General features: G+C 67.0%; 16 protein-coding genes. 11 read left to right on the top strand and 5 right to left on the bottom strand.

The window, feature by feature from the left end:
• Positions 1 to 51 precede the first annotated feature (51 nt).
• The 3 genes from A9Z05_RS20755 to A9Z05_RS20765 all read left to right on the top strand — a co-directional run bounded on the left by A9Z05_RS20755 (position 52) and on the right by A9Z05_RS20765 (position 2,425).
• A complete protein-coding gene (locus A9Z05_RS20755; RefSeq protein WP_069619727.1) occupies positions 52 to 1,014 on the top strand; it encodes a LysR substrate-binding domain-containing protein in 963 nt (320 codons plus the stop codon).
• Positions 1,015 to 1,233: 219 nt separating this feature from the next.
• Positions 1,234 to 1,899 (top strand): nitroreductase, encoded by a 666-nt coding sequence (locus A9Z05_RS20760; RefSeq protein WP_069619728.1) that lies wholly within the window; start codon positions 1,234 to 1,236, stop codon positions 1,897 to 1,899.
• Positions 1,900 to 1,960: 61 nt separating this feature from the next.
• Positions 1,961 to 2,425, top strand: coding sequence for a sodium:proline symporter (locus tag A9Z05_RS20765; protein ID WP_069619729.1), 465 nt, complete (start codon positions 1,961 to 1,963; stop codon positions 2,423 to 2,425).
• Positions 2,426 to 2,506: 81 nt separating this feature from the next.
• On the opposite strand, the gene A9Z05_RS20770 is transcribed toward A9Z05_RS20765, so the two are convergent.
• The 3 genes from A9Z05_RS20770 to A9Z05_RS20780 form a co-directional block, all read right to left on the bottom strand.
• Positions 2,507 to 2,746 carry a glutathione binding-like protein gene (locus tag A9Z05_RS20770; RefSeq protein ID WP_069619730.1) on the bottom strand — a complete coding sequence of 80 codons (240 nt, stop codon included), beginning with the start codon at positions 2,744 to 2,746 and terminating at the stop codon, positions 2,507 to 2,509.
• A gap of 50 nt (positions 2,747 to 2,796) precedes the next feature.
• Positions 2,797 to 3,969 carry a porin gene (locus A9Z05_RS20775; RefSeq protein ID WP_069619731.1) on the bottom strand — a complete coding sequence of 391 codons (1,173 nt, stop codon included), beginning with the start codon at positions 3,967 to 3,969 and terminating at the stop codon, positions 2,797 to 2,799.
• A 174-nt stretch (positions 3,970 to 4,143) separates the two neighbouring features.
• Positions 4,144 to 5,997 (bottom strand): ABC transporter ATP-binding protein, encoded by a 1,854-nt coding sequence (locus A9Z05_RS20780; protein WP_069619732.1) that lies wholly within the window; start codon positions 5,995 to 5,997, stop codon positions 4,144 to 4,146.
• Between the two features lie 287 nt (positions 5,998 to 6,284).
• On the opposite strand from A9Z05_RS20780, the gene A9Z05_RS20785 reads away from it, so the two are divergent.
• The 6 genes from A9Z05_RS20785 to A9Z05_RS20810 all read left to right on the top strand — a co-directional run bounded on the left by A9Z05_RS20785 (position 6,285) and on the right by A9Z05_RS20810 (position 10,489).
• Entirely contained in the window at positions 6,285 to 6,851 is a 567-nt protein-coding gene (locus tag A9Z05_RS20785; protein ID WP_069619733.1) for a TetR/AcrR family transcriptional regulator, read from the top strand.
• Between the two features lie 225 nt (positions 6,852 to 7,076).
• Positions 7,077 to 7,505: an organic hydroperoxide resistance protein gene (locus tag A9Z05_RS20790; RefSeq protein ID WP_069619734.1), complete on the top strand. Its 429-nt coding sequence runs from the start codon at positions 7,077 to 7,079 to the stop codon at positions 7,503 to 7,505.
• A 53-nt stretch (positions 7,506 to 7,558) separates the two neighbouring features.
• Entirely contained in the window at positions 7,559 to 8,593 is a 1,035-nt protein-coding gene (locus A9Z05_RS20795; RefSeq protein ID WP_069619735.1) for an alpha/beta hydrolase, read from the top strand.
• A gap of 253 nt (positions 8,594 to 8,846) precedes the next feature.
• Positions 8,847 to 9,218 (top strand): CidA/LrgA family protein, encoded by a 372-nt coding sequence (locus tag A9Z05_RS20800; protein ID WP_069619736.1) that lies wholly within the window; start codon positions 8,847 to 8,849, stop codon positions 9,216 to 9,218.
• Positions 9,215 to 9,949, top strand: a complete 735-nt coding sequence (locus tag A9Z05_RS20805; RefSeq protein WP_069619737.1) for an LrgB family protein — start codon at positions 9,215 to 9,217, stop codon at positions 9,947 to 9,949. The genes A9Z05_RS20800 and A9Z05_RS20805 overlap by 4 nt, the downstream gene beginning before the upstream one ends.
• 231 nt (positions 9,950 to 10,180) lie before the next feature.
• Positions 10,181 to 10,489, top strand: coding sequence for a hypothetical protein (locus A9Z05_RS20810; RefSeq protein ID WP_069619738.1), 309 nt, complete (start codon positions 10,181 to 10,183; stop codon positions 10,487 to 10,489).
• A gap of 114 nt (positions 10,490 to 10,603) precedes the next feature.
• Here A9Z05_RS20810 and wrbA read toward each other — a convergent pair whose 3' ends face one another.
• Both wrbA and A9Z05_RS20820 read right to left on the bottom strand, forming a co-directional pair.
• Positions 10,604 to 11,206: an NAD(P)H:quinone oxidoreductase gene (gene wrbA, locus A9Z05_RS20815; RefSeq protein WP_012337108.1), complete on the bottom strand. Its 603-nt coding sequence runs from the start codon at positions 11,204 to 11,206 to the stop codon at positions 10,604 to 10,606.
• 61 nt (positions 11,207 to 11,267) lie between these two features.
• Complete coding sequence (locus tag A9Z05_RS20820) at positions 11,268 to 11,993, bottom strand: pirin family protein (RefSeq protein ID WP_069619739.1); 726 nt, start codon at positions 11,991 to 11,993, stop codon at positions 11,268 to 11,270.
• A 129-nt stretch (positions 11,994 to 12,122) separates the two neighbouring features.
• Between A9Z05_RS20820 and A9Z05_RS20825 the strand changes: the two genes are divergently transcribed.
• Both A9Z05_RS20825 and A9Z05_RS20830 read left to right on the top strand, forming a co-directional pair.
• On the top strand, positions 12,123 to 13,040 hold the full coding sequence (locus tag A9Z05_RS20825; protein WP_069619740.1) for a LysR family transcriptional regulator: 918 nt from the start codon (positions 12,123 to 12,125) through the stop codon (positions 13,038 to 13,040).
• 91 nt (positions 13,041 to 13,131) lie between these two features.
• Positions 13,132 to 14,253, top strand: a complete 1,122-nt coding sequence (locus A9Z05_RS20830; protein ID WP_218077817.1) for a Fic family protein — start codon at positions 13,132 to 13,134, stop codon at positions 14,251 to 14,253.
• Positions 14,254 to 14,442 lie beyond the last annotated feature (189 nt).

Here is a 14,442-nt window from a genome sequence, read left to right on the forward strand (position 1 = left end):
ATGGTGCGGCGTCGCGAGATGTTAAGCTAGCGCACAGATCAATACCCGGATATGACTATGGCTCACAGCTCGCGGGCACGGCGGGCCGACGGTCCGGCGCCGGTGCGCCCGGTGGCCGCCGCACCGATGCCGGCCCCGCGGCCGCCGCTCGCGAGCCTGGAGACGGTCTGCACGGTGGCGCGCGAGGGTTCGTTTCTCGCGGCCGCCGACGCCTCCGGCGTCACGCACGGCGCGATCAGCCGACGGGTGGCCGCCGTGGAAAACTGGCTCGGGATGGCGCTGTTCGAACGGCATGCGCGCGGCGTGCGCCTGACGCCGGACGGGCAGCGCTTCGTCGGGCGGATCGAGCAGGCGTTCGCGATCATCGACAGCGCGGCCGATCAGTGGCGCTCGCCGCGCACGCCGCGGCTGGTCCGGATGAGCGTGGTGCCTGCGTTCGCGCAGCTCTGGCTGCTGGAGCGGCAGCAGGCGCTGGAGTGTGAAGCGCCCGCGTTGCGCATCGAGCTCGGCATCGAACTGCGCAACGTGGATATCGCCGGCGGCGAAGCCGATCTGTCGATCCGGTACGGGCGCGGCAACTGGCGTCAGCTCGAAACCCGGCCGTTCATGCCGGAACGGCTGTATCCGGTTGCCCATCCGCGGCTCGCCGCGCAACTGGCCAGAATGCGCCGCGCAACGGGCGACGCCGCGCTGCTCGACATGCCGTTGCTGCACGATTCCGACGTGACCGGCTGGCGCACGTGGTTCGATGCGCTCGGCATTCCGTTCAAGCCGCGGGCGCACGATCGCCGGTTCGAGGATTACAACCTCGTGCTCGCGGCGGCCGAAGCGGGGCTGGGCGTGGCGCTTGCGCGCACGCCGCTTGCTGATGCGTATCTGCAGCGTAGCGCGCTCGTGCGCGTGAGCCGTCACGAGGTCGATTCGCTGCTCAGCTATCACTTCGTGCATGCGAAGGGCGAGAATCGGCCGGAGGTCCTCGCATTGATGGAGCGGATGGTGAAGGCGCTGCGGTAGCGCGCACCCGGCGGTTCGCGCAGGCGAGCGCTTCGGCACGCGCGTCGTGCATGTGGCGGGCCGCTGTCACGTTCGTTCGGCCGCGGCCGCCAAATCGTTACAATGCAGCCGCGGAATACGGCGAGATCGCCGCAGTGAAGCGGAATCGAGCCTTTGCCCGACGGCAGGGCAATCACCAACCATTACAGTACGGGTTCAAATTTGCATAAAAGGGAACCGATGAACAGACCAGACAAATCGTCGAAAGCGCGTGCGGCGCTGGATCAACTTTTTTCCGGCCTGGCGCCCACGGACGCGAAGCGTGAATCGCCGCGTCCGGGCAATCCGTTCGCAACGGACGACGAGGTGTCGAGCGCATCCGGCGGTCGCGGCGGGGTGGAAGTCACGCTGTCGACCCGCATCCAGTTGCGCGGCTATCCGAGCGCCGACGCGTTCATGAAGCGCATGGCCGAAGCGTGGGGCCTCGAGTGGGGCACGTACGACAGCATCCGCGCGGTGGCGACGCTGCCTGCCGGATGGCGCTCGCGCCGGCTTCCCGAAGTCACGCAGATCGTCGACGAGCGCGACGTGCTGCGCGCCGAGAGCAGCCTGCAGGGCGGCGAGATGTCGTATCTGAAGGTGCATCCGCGCTACTACATCGATGCGCGCAAGCGTTTCGGCTGGAGCAAGTCGTCGAAGGCATCCGACGATCCGGATCTCGACGGCCCCGACTGGAACTGCTTCGTGATCGATCGGGAAAAGTCCATCGAAGTGCACGAACTGACGACGTCGTCGTTGAAGGCCGATATGGACAATGCGCGGGCGACGCTGCTGAAATGGCTGGACGAGCACTATCCGAAACATCGCGATCCGTTTGCGTACTGGTCGGACTGCGAAGGGGCGTAGTACGCCGCTTTGCACGGCGGTGCGCTCGATGCATCGATCGGCCCCGCCATGAGGACGAGCATTGAAACAAGCGCGTGTGGTTTCGATTCTCTGGGCAGCATTTGGCGCGGCGGTCGGATCGACCGTCGTCGAGTTGCTGCTCTGGGCAATCGCCGGCGACGACGCCGTCCAGAATCTGTTCCGCGACGCGCGCCTCACGGCCGCGATCGTGATGGGGCGAAGCGTACTCGGTGCGCCCGGCGGCTTCGATCCGCTGGTGATGGGCGTGGCGACGCTCGTGCATGCGATGCTTTCGTTGGCCTATGCGGCCGTGCTGGCACGGCTGGTTCACGGTCTGTCGTGCGTGGCCGCGCTGTTCGCGGGCGGCGCGTTCGGGCTTCTCCTGTACGGCGTGAACCTGTACGGGTTCACGGCGATCTTTCCGTGGTTCATCCCGGTGCGCGGTGCGATCACGCTGATCGCTCACCTGATCTTCGGGATTACGGCGGCCGCGGTCTACTATGTCGCCCGACGCGAATCGGCGTAATGGCTTCGAACCGGGTGCGTTGCGGTATGGCCCGCGATCGCGTCGTGCGCGAGGCGGCGACGCTGCCGCCCTCGCACCCGCTCAGCCGCGCTTTCCGCGCAGATCGTCGAATGGAATCGTCACGTGCGTGCGATACGCGGGGCGCGCCTTCAATCGTTCGTACCACGCGGTGACGGGCGGCACGTCGGGTCGCGCGATATCGAGTTCGAAATACCGGTAAAGGTGCGTGCCGGTCGCGATGTCGGCGAGCGTGACCGCATCGCCGGCAAGAACCGGCTGCCGGGCCAGCACGGTGTCGAGCAGCCGGAATACCGCGCGCATTGCGCGATGCACACGGTATCGCGCTGCTCGGGCGGCGTGCAACGCGACGATCAGAACTTGTGGCGGATGCCGACGATCGCGAGTTCCTGCGTATCGGTGCCCGAGTTCACGCCGTACGAGCCGACCGACGCGGCCGCTTTCACGGTCGCCCCGCTCGCGTTGAGCGTATTGCCGCTCGCTTTCTGATAGCCGAACAGCGCATACAGGTCGGTGCGCTTCGACAGCGCGTAATCCGCGCCGAGGTTGACCTGGTTGTAGTGCGCGGAAGCCGGGCCCGTCAGCGACGTGTAGTTGTAGCCGACGCCCGCGCGCAGAGCCGGCGAGAACTGCCAGTTGAAGAACGCCGAGCCGTTGTTGAACTTCGCGTTCTGGCTGAACGCCGACAGCGTGTCCGCGCCGTACTGCGTATTCGAATACGCAAGGCCGAAGGTCGCCGGCCCGGCCACGTACTGGCCGGCCACGCGCACGATCTGGATCGACTTCGCGCTCGAGAAACCCTGGTTGATCACGGTGTTGAACAGCGTGTCCGAGCTGCTTGACCACGTGCGCACGCCGTTCGCGACCGTCGTGCCGCCATTCGCGTAGAAGAAGCCGGCGCCGAGCGACAGCGGGCCGTTCGCATAGCTCGCGCCGAAGCTGTACGTGCGGCCGCTGCCGGTCGCGCCCGCGACGCCGCCGAAGCCGTACAGCGCCTCGAACTGGAAGCCGGAGATCAGCGGGCTCGTGTATTTCACCGAGTTGCTGACGCGCAGGCTGTTGTCGTAGTTGTCGAGATCCCCCGGCGTCGCGAACACGCCGCCGAAGTAGTTGTCCTGCGTGAGGCCCTGCACGAGATCGACGACCGGATCGTACTGGCGGCCGAGCGTCACGGTGCCGTACGTGCTGCTCGCGAGGCCGACGACGGCCTTGCGGCCGAATTCGCGCTGGCCCTGGCCGAGCGCGCCGGTGCCGATGTTGAAGCCGTTCTCGAGCTGGAACAGCGCGGACAGGCCGCTGCCGAGATCCTCGATGCCGCGCAGCCCCCAGCGGCTGCCCGACAGGTTGCCGCTGCTGAACTTCACGAGGCTCGACGCGTTGCTGCCGTTCGCGTTCTGCGCGTTGTGGACGTACGCGATGCCCGCGTCGGCGATGCCGTACAGCGTGACGCTGCTTTGTGCGTGGGCGCCGGCGGCGACGAGCGCGGCCGGCAGGGCGAGCAGCGCGAATGACCGGATCTGTTTCATGGTTGGATTCCCCCGTTGGTCGATTGGTCTGACGAATCGGTGAACGATACGGACGGCGTATCGTCGAGGGAACCAATAAATTGTCGGATCCTTATGAGGCGGCGCGGCGATGGATGCGCATGCAACGGATTGACGCGCGGCGCGCGGATATCTCGTGCATCGTGCAGGCAGTCCCTACTGCGCCACGCTTTCCGCTTCCGCCGTTTCGCCGAGGAACCCGCCGCTCTGGTGCGCCCACAGCGCCGCGTAAATGCCGCCCGCCTGCAGCAACTGCTGGTGCGTGCCTTCCTCGACGATGTGCCCTTCGTCGAGCACGATCAGCCGGTCCATCGCGGCGATCGTCGACAACCGGTGTGCGATCGCGATCACCGTCTTGCCGTTCATCAGCGTGTCGAGGCTGCGCTGGATCGCGACTTCGACCTCGGAATCGAGCGCGCTGGTCGCTTCGTCGAGCACGAGGATCGGCGCGTCCTTGAGCATCACGCGGGCGATCGCGACGCGCTGGCGCTGGCCGCCCGACAGCTTCACGCCGCGTTCGCCGACTTCGACGTCGTAGCCGCTGCGGCCGTGGCGGTCGCGCAGCCGGTCGATGAACTCGGCCGCTTCCGCGCGCACGGCCGCGTCCTGCATCTCGCGCTCGGTCGCATCGGGGCGGCCGTACAGCAGGTTTTCGCGCATCGTCCGGTGCAGCAGCGACGTATCCTGCGTCACCATCCCGATCGCGGCCCGCAGGCTGTCCTGCGTGACGTGCGCGATGTCCTGCCCGTCGATCCGGATCGCGCCGCCGTTCACGTCGTAGAAGCGCAGCAGCAGGTTCACGAGCGTCGACTTGCCGGCGCCCGAGCGGCCGATCAGGCCGATCCGCTCGCCCGGCCGGATCGTCAGGTTCAGCCCGTCGAATACCGCGCGATCGTTGTCCTCGTGCGCGAACTGCACGTTGTCGAACACGATTTCGCCGCGCTGCACCGTAAGCGGCTTCGCATCGGGCGCGTCGACCACGCTGCGCACCTTCGTCAGCGTGTTGATGCCGTCCTGGATCGTGCCGACGTTCTCGAACAGCTCCGTCATTTCCCACATGATCCAGTGCGAGTAGCTCGACAGGCGCAGCGCCATCGCGATCACGGCCGCGACGACGCCCGCGCTCGCCTCGCCGTGCATCCACAGATACAGCGCGAGCCCGGCCGAGCCGACCAGCAGCAGCGTCGACAGCAGGTGGTTGACGATCTCGAACGCACTGACGAGCCGCATCTGCGCGTCGCCGGTCGCCTTGAACGCTTCCATCGCGCGGCGCGCGTGGTCGGCTTCGCGCCGCGTATGCGAGAACAGCTTCACGGTCGTGATGTTCGAATACGCATCGGTGATGCGGCCCGTCATCAGCGCGCGCGCGTCGGCCTGCCGGCTGCCGACGGCGCCCAGGCGCGGCACGAAATACGCGCATGCCGCGCCGTAGCCGAGCGCCCACAGCACGAGCGGAATCATCAGCCGCCAGTCGAAGCTCGCGGCGAGCGCGAGGATGCCGATCAGGTAAGCGGTGACGCCGATCACGACGTCGACCGACATGAACAGCGCGTCGCGCACCGCCAGCGCGGTCTGCATGATCTTGGTCGTCACGCGGCCCGCGAACTCGTTCGCGTAGAACGACAGGCTCTGGTCGAGCATCAGCCGGTGAAACAGCCAGCGCAGCCGCATCGGAAAGTTGATCGCGAGCACCTGGTGCTTGACCATCGTATGCAGCGCGATCAGCAGCGCGCTGCCGACGAGAATCGCCGCGAAACCGGCGAGCGTGCCGAAGTGGCGGCCGCCGAATTCGGCCGGCGTCGACGACGACAGCCAGTCGACCACGTGTCCCATCATCGCGAACAGCGCGGCTTCGTACGCGGCCAGTGCGGCCGACGTCAGCGCGATCAGCAGGATCCAGCCGCGCGCGCCTTTCGTGCACGCCCAGACGAACGAGAAGAATCCCTTCGGCGGCGTGACGGGATCTTCGAGCGGGAAAGTCGGCAGGCGCCGTTCAAACCACGAATACATCGACTTGTTCTCCTTATGCGGCCTGACGCGGCGGGCCGGCCGGTGATGCCGGGCCGGACGCGATATGGTGATCGTGCGCCGGCACGTCCGTCCAGCCGACAGACGTTGCGCCGCGATCGTATGGCCCGGCGCCAAGTGTCGCATCGATTCGATCGTGCTGCAGGCCGGTTGTAAGTCGCGTCGGCCCTGCGAATGACGCCGGACCGGCGCATCGGCTCGCAGGCGGTTCATCACGCCCTTAAAAAAACCGCTTGACTATCTATCTATGAGTAGATAAAGTTCGATCCATGGAAACGAAACCGACCGTCCGCGAACAGATTCTCGACCACGCGATCACACTGATGATGCAGCGCGGTTACAACGGCTTCAGTTATCGAGACCTGTCCGACCTGGTGGGCGTGAAGACGTCGAGCATCCACTACTACTTCCCGTCGAAGGACGATCTCGTGCTGGAAGCGGTGGCGGCCTACAGCGATGAAGTCCTCGCGGCCGTGCGGGCGATCGATCCGGCGTTGCCGGCCGACGTGAAGCTGAGCCTGTACACGAAGATGTTCGGCCGCACGCTCGGCGACGGCAACCTGATCTGCCTGTGCGGGATGCTCGCGTCCGACATCGAAACGTTGCCGGAGAACGTGCGGCAGGCCGTGCAGGCGTTCTTCAAGGCCAACGAAAGCTGGCTTGCGGAATTGCTCGCACAAGGCGCGAAGGAAGGCACGCTGCAGTTCAGCGGCGAGCCGGAAACCGCGGCGCGCACGTTGTACGCGGCGTTCCAGGGCAGCGTGCTGGCCAGCCGGTTGTTTCACACGCGGGCGCGTCTCGAGGACGTCGAGGCCGTCTGGAAAACGCGGCCCTGACGGGCGGCGGAAGCACTGAGGCGGTTCGCCGCCTTTTTATTGAATCTCGTTGTCTATCATGCAGTAGATAGACAATCTGGCGCAGACGGATCATCCGGCTGCATTTTTTGGGGATGTTTATCTATCTATGAGTAGATAAACGAATGCGAAGCCGAGGCGGGAGCCGCCGGCGCGCGCTCCCCGGTTCGAAGATTGTTTCATTCATTTGCTGAAAAGGAGTCTGTCATGTCGATCGAAAAAGTGCTGTACCGCGCCCATGCAAAAGCCACCGGCGGCCGCGACGGCCGTGCGACGGTGCCCGAAAGCGGCCTCGACCTGAAGCTGACCACGCCGCGCGAGCTCGGCGGCGCGGGCGGTGCGGGCGCGAACCCCGAACAACTGTTCGCCGCCGGCTACAGCGCGTGCTTCATCGGCGCGATGAAGTTCGTCGCGGCGCGCGACAAGATCGCGATCCCCGCGGACGCGGCGATCGAAGGCAGCGTCGGTATCGGCGCGATCCCGAACGGTTTCGGCATCGAAGTCGAACTGAAGATCTCGCTGCCGGGCCTCGATCGCGACATCGCGCAAGCGCTGATCGACCGCGCGCACGTCGTCTGCCCGTACTCGAACGCGACGCGCGGCAACATCGACGTCACGCTCACGCTCGTCCAATAAGTCGCCTGCCAGCCATTCATCGTCATTCGAAGATTCGACCAAGGAGTCGCACCATGAAGATCGTCAAGCCGCTGCTGATCGCCGCCGCCGTCGCAGCCGCACTGTCCGCCGTACCTGCCGCGTTCGCCGCCGGCGCCGATGCCGTCGGTCCCGATGCGAAGACGAGCGCGTTCCTCGCCGCGCTGAACGGCCAGAAGGGCCCGGGCCTCGAAACGTTGAGCCCCGCGAAGGCGCGCCAGGTGCTGGTCGACGCGCAGAGCGGCGTGAAGGTGGATCTGTCCGGCATCGACGTGTCGAACCGCACGATCGAACAGGACGGCTTGTCGGTGCCGGTCACGATCGTGCGCCCGCAAGGCGTGACGGGCACGCTGCCGGTATTCGTGTTCATCCACGGCGGCGGCTGGGTGCTCGGCGATTTTCCGACGCACGAGCGCCTCGTGCGCGATCTCGTCGTGCAGTCGGGCGCCGTCGCGGTGTTCGTGAACTACACGCCGTCGCCGGAAGCGCATTACCCGGTCGCGATCAACCAGGCGTATGCGACGACGAAGTGGGTGGCCGCGCACGGCGCGGAGATCGGCGTCGACGGCAGCCGCCTCGCGGTGGTCGGCAACAGCGTCGGCGGGAACATGTCGGCCGCCGTCGCGCTGATGGCGAAGGACAAGGGCGGCCCCGCGATCCGCTTCCAGGGGCTGATGTGGCCGGTCACGGATCACAATTTCAACACGGGTTCGTACAACGCATACCAGCAGGGCCACTTCCTGACGCGGCCGATGATGAAGTGGTTCTGGGACGCCTATACGAAGAACGAAGCGCAACGCAACGAGATCTACGCATCGCCGCTGCGCGCGAGCCTCGCGCAGTTGAAGGGATTGCCGCCCGCGCTGATCCAGGTCGCGCAGTTCGACGTGCTGCGTGACGAAGGTGAAGCATACGGCCGCAAGCTCGACGCGGCCGGCGTGGATGCGACGACCACGCGCTACGACGGCACGATCCATGATTTCGGTCTGCTGAACGCGTTGGCCGACGATGCGCCGACGAAGGCCGCGACGAAGGCGATGGCCAATGAAATCGCGACGCGGCTGAAGTAACGCGATCGGCGATCGTTCGAAGCGGCGCGACAGGACGGCGGGCAGGTGCCCGCCGTTTTTTGCGTGTGGGTGTTTCTCCGATACCGGCAGCAGGTCGTGCGAAACGGTTGAATGGCGAACGCGCCGTCGCACAATCGCGCCCGGCCGTCGGCATTGTTGGTACGATCGCGCGTATCGTTCACGCCGGCGTCGCCAGCCGCCGGCTCATCGGCCGGTTGCACGGTAGCGCGGCCACGTTCGGGAGAAGCGGTTCATGTTGCAGGCGTTCGCGGTCTTGCTGATCTTCCAGTGTCTCGGGGAAGGCGTGTCCTATCTGTTCGGCCTGCCGGTGCCGGGCCCCGTGATCGGCATGCTGCTGTTGTTCGGCTTCGTGATGCTGCGCCCGCAGGCGGCCGATGCGATCGAGCCGACCGCGCTCGAGCTGCTGCGTCACCTGTCGCTGCTGTTCGTGCCGGCCGGCGTCGGCATCATGGTGTCGGCCGACCGCGTGCGCGGCGACGCGGTCGCGGTCGTCGTCGCGCTGGCCGTCAGCACCACGCTCGCGATCGCGGTGACGGCGCTCGTCACGCGCGCGCTGCTGCGACGCCAGCACCGCGCGGGCGGCCCCGCGAAGGGCGCGCAATGACGGCGTTCCCGAAGCTCGGCGCGATCTGGGTCTATCTCGCCGCGAGCCCGCTGCTCGGCCTGACCATCACGCTGGTCGCGTATCTGTTCGCGCAGGCCGTTTATGCGCGGGCGCGTTTCAATCCGCTCGCGAATCCGGTGCTGATCGCGGTCGCGATGATCGTCGTGCTGCTGACGCTCACGCATACGCCGTATCCGACGTATTTCGAAGGCGCGCAATTCGTCCACTTCCTGCTCGGCCCCGCGACCGTCGCGCTCGCACTGCCGCTGTACCGCCAGTGGTCGAAGCTGCGGCGCGCCGCGCTGCCGCTGCTCGTGGGCCTGCTCGCCGGTTCGCTGACCGCGATCGTGTCGGCGGTCGGCATCGCCGCGCTGTTCGGAGCGTCGCACCAGACGATCGCGTCGCTCGCGCCGAAATCGGCGACGACGCCGATCGCGATGGCCGTCGCCGCCGAGATCGGCGGCATTCCGTCGCTCACCGCCGTGCTCGTGATCTCGACCGGGATCTTCGGTGCGGTGTGCGCGCGCGGCATTCTCAACGTGCTGCGGATCGACGAGCCGGCTGTGCGCGGCTTCGCGCTCGGCGTCGCGTCGCACGGGATCGGCACCGCGCGCGCGTTCCAGGTCAGCGAGGAAGCCGGCGCGTTCGCCGGGCTCGGGATGGGGCTGAACGGCGTGCTGACGGCGTTCGTCGTACCGATCCTGCTGCCGGTGCTGTCGCGCTGGATCTGAGCGCCGGCCCGCGTCCGCCCCGGGGTATCGGTTTCCCCGATGGCGCGGACGGCAGGCCGAAAGGACCGCGCACCCGGCGCACATGTATCGTCGACGTTATCAGGACAATTCAGGAACGCACACGGACATTTGCGCGCCGATCGGCTAACGTTGCATCGGCGCCGTTGTCGCAAGCCGTCGCGTGCACGCCGGTGTCCGACCCACACTCAACAATCGACAAGGAGATCGGCCATGAAGCAGTCTCGCGTGGTTTCGGTGGCAGTAGCAGTAGCGGCGTCGTTCGGCCTGTTGTTGACCGCCGCGCCGGCGGCATACGCGCAGGACGCGGCGTCGTCCGCGCCGACGCAGAAGCAGCTCGCCAAGGCGCAGAAGAAGGCGGCGCGCAAGGCGGCCCGCGCGCGGCACGCGTCGGACCTGAAGGCGATCGGCACCGGCAGCGGCTACCGGTTGACCAACGACCAGAGCAACTATCCGCAGAACGCCGTGCAGAAGGCGCCCGCGGCGAACGCGGCGCCGGCCGCGCCGGCTTCGGGCCAGTAACGGTCGAACGCGTTGCACAGGACGAACGGCGCCGGTCGACCCGGCGCCGTTCGTTCATGTGCGCAATGGCGGGATAGCAGGACAGCAGGACTGCGGGCCCGCGAGGCCCCCGCGTTACGACGCGAGCTTGCTCGCGAGTTCCGCCACGTGCTTGCCCTGGTAGCGCGCGATGTCGAGTTCGTTCGCGCTCGGCTGGCGGCTGCCGTCCGCGCCCGCGAGCGTGGTCGCGCCGTACGGCGTGCCGCCGGTGATTTCGTTCATGTTGACGAGGCCGCTGCACGCATACGGCACGCCCACGATCACCATCCCGTGATGCAGCAGCGTCGTGTGGAACGACGTGATCGTCGTTTCCTGGCCGCCGTGCTGCGTGCCGGTCGACGCGAATACGCTGCCGATCTTGCCGACGAGCGCGCCTTTCATCCACAGGCCGCCGGTCTGGTCGAGGAACGTGCGCATCTGGCCGGCCATGTTGCCGAAGCGGGTCGGCGTGCCGAAGATGATCGCATCGTAGTCGGCGAGTTCGTCCACCGTGGCGACCGGCGCAGCCTGGTCGACCTTCACGCCGATCGCGCGGGCCTGGTCGACGGGGATCGTTTCCGGCACGCGCTTGAGCGTGACCTCGACGCCGGGCACCGATTTCGCGCCCTCCACGATATGCTGCGCCATCGTTTCGACGTGCCCGTAGGACGAGTAGTACAGAACGAGAACCTTGGCCATGTTGCGAATCTCCGATTAAAAGGGCCCCGCGCTCAGCGGGGCCCGGTTTCCCGAACGGGCGTCACGCCCATTCGGCCGTCACTTCGACCGGACGCAGATCGAACACCAGCACCTCGGCATCCTTGCCGTCGGCGATCGTCAGCGCCTGTTCGCCGCGGATGCGCGCGCCGTCGCCTTCGCCGAGCGTCACGCCGTTGACCGTCACGCTGCCGCGCGCCACGTGCACGTAAGCAAAGCGGTCTGGGTCCAGTTCCAGCGTAGTGCTTTCGTCGCCGTCGAACAGGCCCGCGTAAATCCGGGTGTCCTGCCGGATCTTCAGCGAACCGGCATCGCCGTTCGGCGACACGACGAGGGCGAGCTTGCCGCGCTTGTCGTCGGCCGCGACATTCGTCTGCTGATAGCGCGGCTCGGCACCCTTTTCGGCCGGCCCGACCCAGATCTGCAGGAAGTGGACCGGCGTGTCCGGCGAGTGATTGAACTCGCTGTGGCGCACGCCCGTACCGGCGCTCATCAGCTGCACGTCGCCCGGCACGATCACCGAACCGGTGCCCATCGAGTCCTTGTGTTCGAGCGCGCCGTCGAGCACGTACGACAGGATTTCCATGTCGCGGTGCGGGTGCGTGCCGAAGCCGCGGCCCGGGGCAACGCGGTCGTCGTTGATCACGAGCAGGTCGGAGAAGCCGACTTGCTTCGGATCGTAGTAATTCGCGAACGAAAACGTATGACGGGAGCTGAGCCAGCCATGCTCCGCACGGCCACGTTGGTTTGCTGCACGGATATCGATCATGATTTTTTGTCCTTGAAGTCGCCGGACCTCGGAAGTGGGCTCGGCCGTTCGTTGAGATGAATCTTAGGTCAATCGATTTGACAAATAAATCGCTGTAGAGATAATGACTGTCGCTATGGAGTGGACAATATGGAACTCAACGACCTGAGGATCTTCGTCGCGACCGTCGATGCAGGCAGTTTCACGGCGGCGGCCGATCAGCTGATGCTGTCCAAGCAGTTCGTCAGCCGGCGCACGATGGCGCTGGAGGCGTCGCTCGGCGTGCGGCTGCTGCATCGCAATACCCGCAATCTCGCGGTCACCGAATCCGGGCAGGAGTTTTATGCGCGCGCGCAGCGGATCCTCGCGGAGATCGCCGATGCCGAACAGGCGATGTCGGTGCGCAGCACCGAGCTGCATGGCTCGCTGAAGATCAGCGCGCCGCTGTCGTTCGGGATCACGCATGTGTCGCCGCTGATCGCCGAATTCCTGTCCGCGCACCCGGCCGTGCGGCTGAACCTCGACCTGACCGACCGGCGCGTCGACCTGATCGGCGAGGGCTTTGACCTCGTGCTGCGGATCGGCTCGCTCGAGGATTCGACGCTGATCGCGCGTCCGCTCGGCGCGTGGCGGATGATCGCGTGCGCGAGCCCAGCCTACCTGAAGCGGCACGGCACGCCGCAGACGCCGGCCGATCTCGCCGGCCACACGTGCTTGCTGTACGGGCGCGAGCGGCGGGTCGGCTGGGAATTCCGCGTCGACGGCGCGGCGCGCACGTTCGACGTGCAGGGGCCGCTCGTCGCGAACAACGGCGAAGTGGTGCGCGACGCCGCGATCGCGGGGCTCGGCATCGCGCGGCTGCCGCACTTCATCGTCGGCGCGGCGCTCGACAGCAGTGCGCTCGTGCCGGTGCTCGACGCGTACGCACCGCCGCCGATCACGCTCAACGCGGTGTTTCCGCAGCACCGGGAAGGGTTCGTCACGCTACGCACGTTCATCGGGTTTCTCGCGGAGCGGCTCGGGGAGCCGGCGCCGGCGGGAGCGAGCGCGGCGGGCCGGGTACGGTAGCCGGCTGCTTGCGGCGAATGGGGGCATAATCTCCGCAAGATTTGCGGAGGTTGTTGAGTCATGCGGCGAATGGGCGGACAATCTCCGCATCATGAGCGGAGATTGCACCTTTATCTGGGAATCGGCCGACTGGCCGGCCTGGCGCTTCGACCTTCCGGTCCTCGCCGCGCCGCTCGCCGACGTCAGTCGTGCGCAAGGCATGCTCGTCGGCCGAGTGGCGGATGTCGGCCTGACGTTGCGCGACGAGGCAAGCCTGGCCGCGCTGACGGAGGACGTCGTCAAGACCAGCGCGATCGAGGGCGAGAACCTGAATGTCGCGTCGGTCCGGTCGTCGATCGCGCGCCGGCTCGGGGTCGACATCGGCGCGCTGGCGCCGGTCGATCGCCACGTCGAAGGCGTCGTCGACATGGTGCTGGATGCGACGACCGATTCTGCCGCACCGGTCACCGAAGCGCGGCTGTTCGGGTGGCATGCCGCGCTGTTTCCGACCGGCTATTCGGGGCTGTCGCGGATCACGGTCGGCGGGTGGCGCACGGAGGCGAGCGGGCCGATGCAGGTGGTCTCCGGGCCAATCGGCCGGCAGCGCGTGCATGTCGAGGCGCCGCCGGCCCCCCGCCTGTCGCGCGAAATCGGGCGCTTTCTCGCGTGGCTCAACGCGCCGCCGGCCGAGCCCTTGCTGATCCGGGCCGGCCTCGCCCACCTGTGGTTCGTCACGCTCCACCCGTTCGACGACGGCAACGGTCGTATCGCGCGCGCGCTCGGCGATCTGGTGCTGGCGCGCGCGGATCGAAGCCCGCAGCGTTTCTACAGCCTGTCCGCGCAGATCCAGCGCGAGCGCAACGCGTATTACGACGTGCTGGAGCGCACGCAGCGCGGCTCGCTCGACGTCACGGAGTGGCTCGCGTGGTTCCTGAATACGCTGGGGCGCGCCATCGATCATGCGCACACGACGCTCGATGCGGTGCTGATCAAGGCGCGCTTCTGGCAGCGATGCGCGGGCGTCGCGATGAACGAGCGCCAGCTCAAGGTCATGAATCGCCTGCTCGACGGCTTCGAAGGGAAGCTGACGACCACCAAGTGGGCCGCTCTCGCGAAATGCTCGCAAGACACGGCGCTGCGCGACATCACGGAACTCGTCGAGCAGCGCCTATTGCGGCGCTCGCAGTCCGGCGGGCGGAGCACGAGTTACGAACTGGTGCCGTTCGACGGCTGACGTCATTGCCGGCTCGTCCTGCGCGCGAAAGGCATCGTGTGCGTGGCCGATGCAGCGGGTGCGATTGCCACCCGCGTGTGGCAGGTCGCCGCGCGGCGCATCCGGTTCTCGTCGCTGGAAGACGACGGCCGACCACGCGGACGGCGCTCGCGTGATCGTGTTCATCGGGATCATGGGTCGCGAGACGAA

Origin of the sequence: Burkholderia sp. A2 (assembly GCF_001729305.1) — a bacterium.
In the GTDB taxonomy this organism is placed as follows: Bacteria; Pseudomonadota; Gammaproteobacteria; order Burkholderiales; family Burkholderiaceae; genus Burkholderia; species Burkholderia sola.

What these genes read in the sequence shown, in the direction of transcription:
- A9Z05_RS20755 (WP_069619727.1), top strand. Translation starts at nt 52, where the DNA reads ATGACTATGGCTCACAGCTCGCGGGCACGGCGGGCCGACGGTCCGGCG.
- A9Z05_RS20760 (WP_069619728.1), top strand. Translation starts at nt 1,234, where the DNA reads ATGAACAGACCAGACAAATCGTCGAAAGCGCGTGCGGCGCTGGATCAA.
- A9Z05_RS20770 (WP_069619730.1), bottom strand. Translation starts at nt 2,746, where the DNA reads ATGCGCGCGGTATTCCGGCTGCTCGACACCGTGCTGGCCCGGCAGCCG.
- A9Z05_RS20775 (WP_069619731.1), bottom strand. Translation starts at nt 3,969, where the DNA reads ATGAAACAGATCCGGTCATTCGCGCTGCTCGCCCTGCCGGCCGCGCTC.
- A9Z05_RS20780 (WP_069619732.1), bottom strand. Translation starts at nt 5,997, where the DNA reads ATGTATTCGTGGTTTGAACGGCGCCTGCCGACTTTCCCGCTCGAAGAT.
- A9Z05_RS20785 (WP_069619733.1), top strand. Translation starts at nt 6,285, where the DNA reads ATGGAAACGAAACCGACCGTCCGCGAACAGATTCTCGACCACGCGATC.
- A9Z05_RS20790 (WP_069619734.1), top strand. Translation starts at nt 7,077, where the DNA reads ATGTCGATCGAAAAAGTGCTGTACCGCGCCCATGCAAAAGCCACCGGC.
- A9Z05_RS20795 (WP_069619735.1), top strand. Translation starts at nt 7,559, where the DNA reads ATGAAGATCGTCAAGCCGCTGCTGATCGCCGCCGCCGTCGCAGCCGCA.
- A9Z05_RS20800 (WP_069619736.1), top strand. Translation starts at nt 8,847, where the DNA reads ATGTTGCAGGCGTTCGCGGTCTTGCTGATCTTCCAGTGTCTCGGGGAA.
- A9Z05_RS20805 (WP_069619737.1), top strand. Translation starts at nt 9,215, where the DNA reads ATGACGGCGTTCCCGAAGCTCGGCGCGATCTGGGTCTATCTCGCCGCG.
- A9Z05_RS20810 (WP_069619738.1), top strand. Translation starts at nt 10,181, where the DNA reads ATGAAGCAGTCTCGCGTGGTTTCGGTGGCAGTAGCAGTAGCGGCGTCG.
- wrbA (WP_012337108.1), bottom strand. Translation starts at nt 11,206, where the DNA reads ATGGCCAAGGTTCTCGTTCTGTACTACTCGTCCTACGGGCACGTCGAA.
- A9Z05_RS20820 (WP_069619739.1), bottom strand. Translation starts at nt 11,993, where the DNA reads ATGATCGATATCCGTGCAGCAAACCAACGTGGCCGTGCGGAGCATGGC.
- A9Z05_RS20825 (WP_069619740.1), top strand. Translation starts at nt 12,123, where the DNA reads ATGGAACTCAACGACCTGAGGATCTTCGTCGCGACCGTCGATGCAGGC.
- A9Z05_RS20830 (WP_218077817.1), top strand. Translation starts at nt 13,132, where the DNA reads ATGAGCGGAGATTGCACCTTTATCTGGGAATCGGCCGACTGGCCGGCC.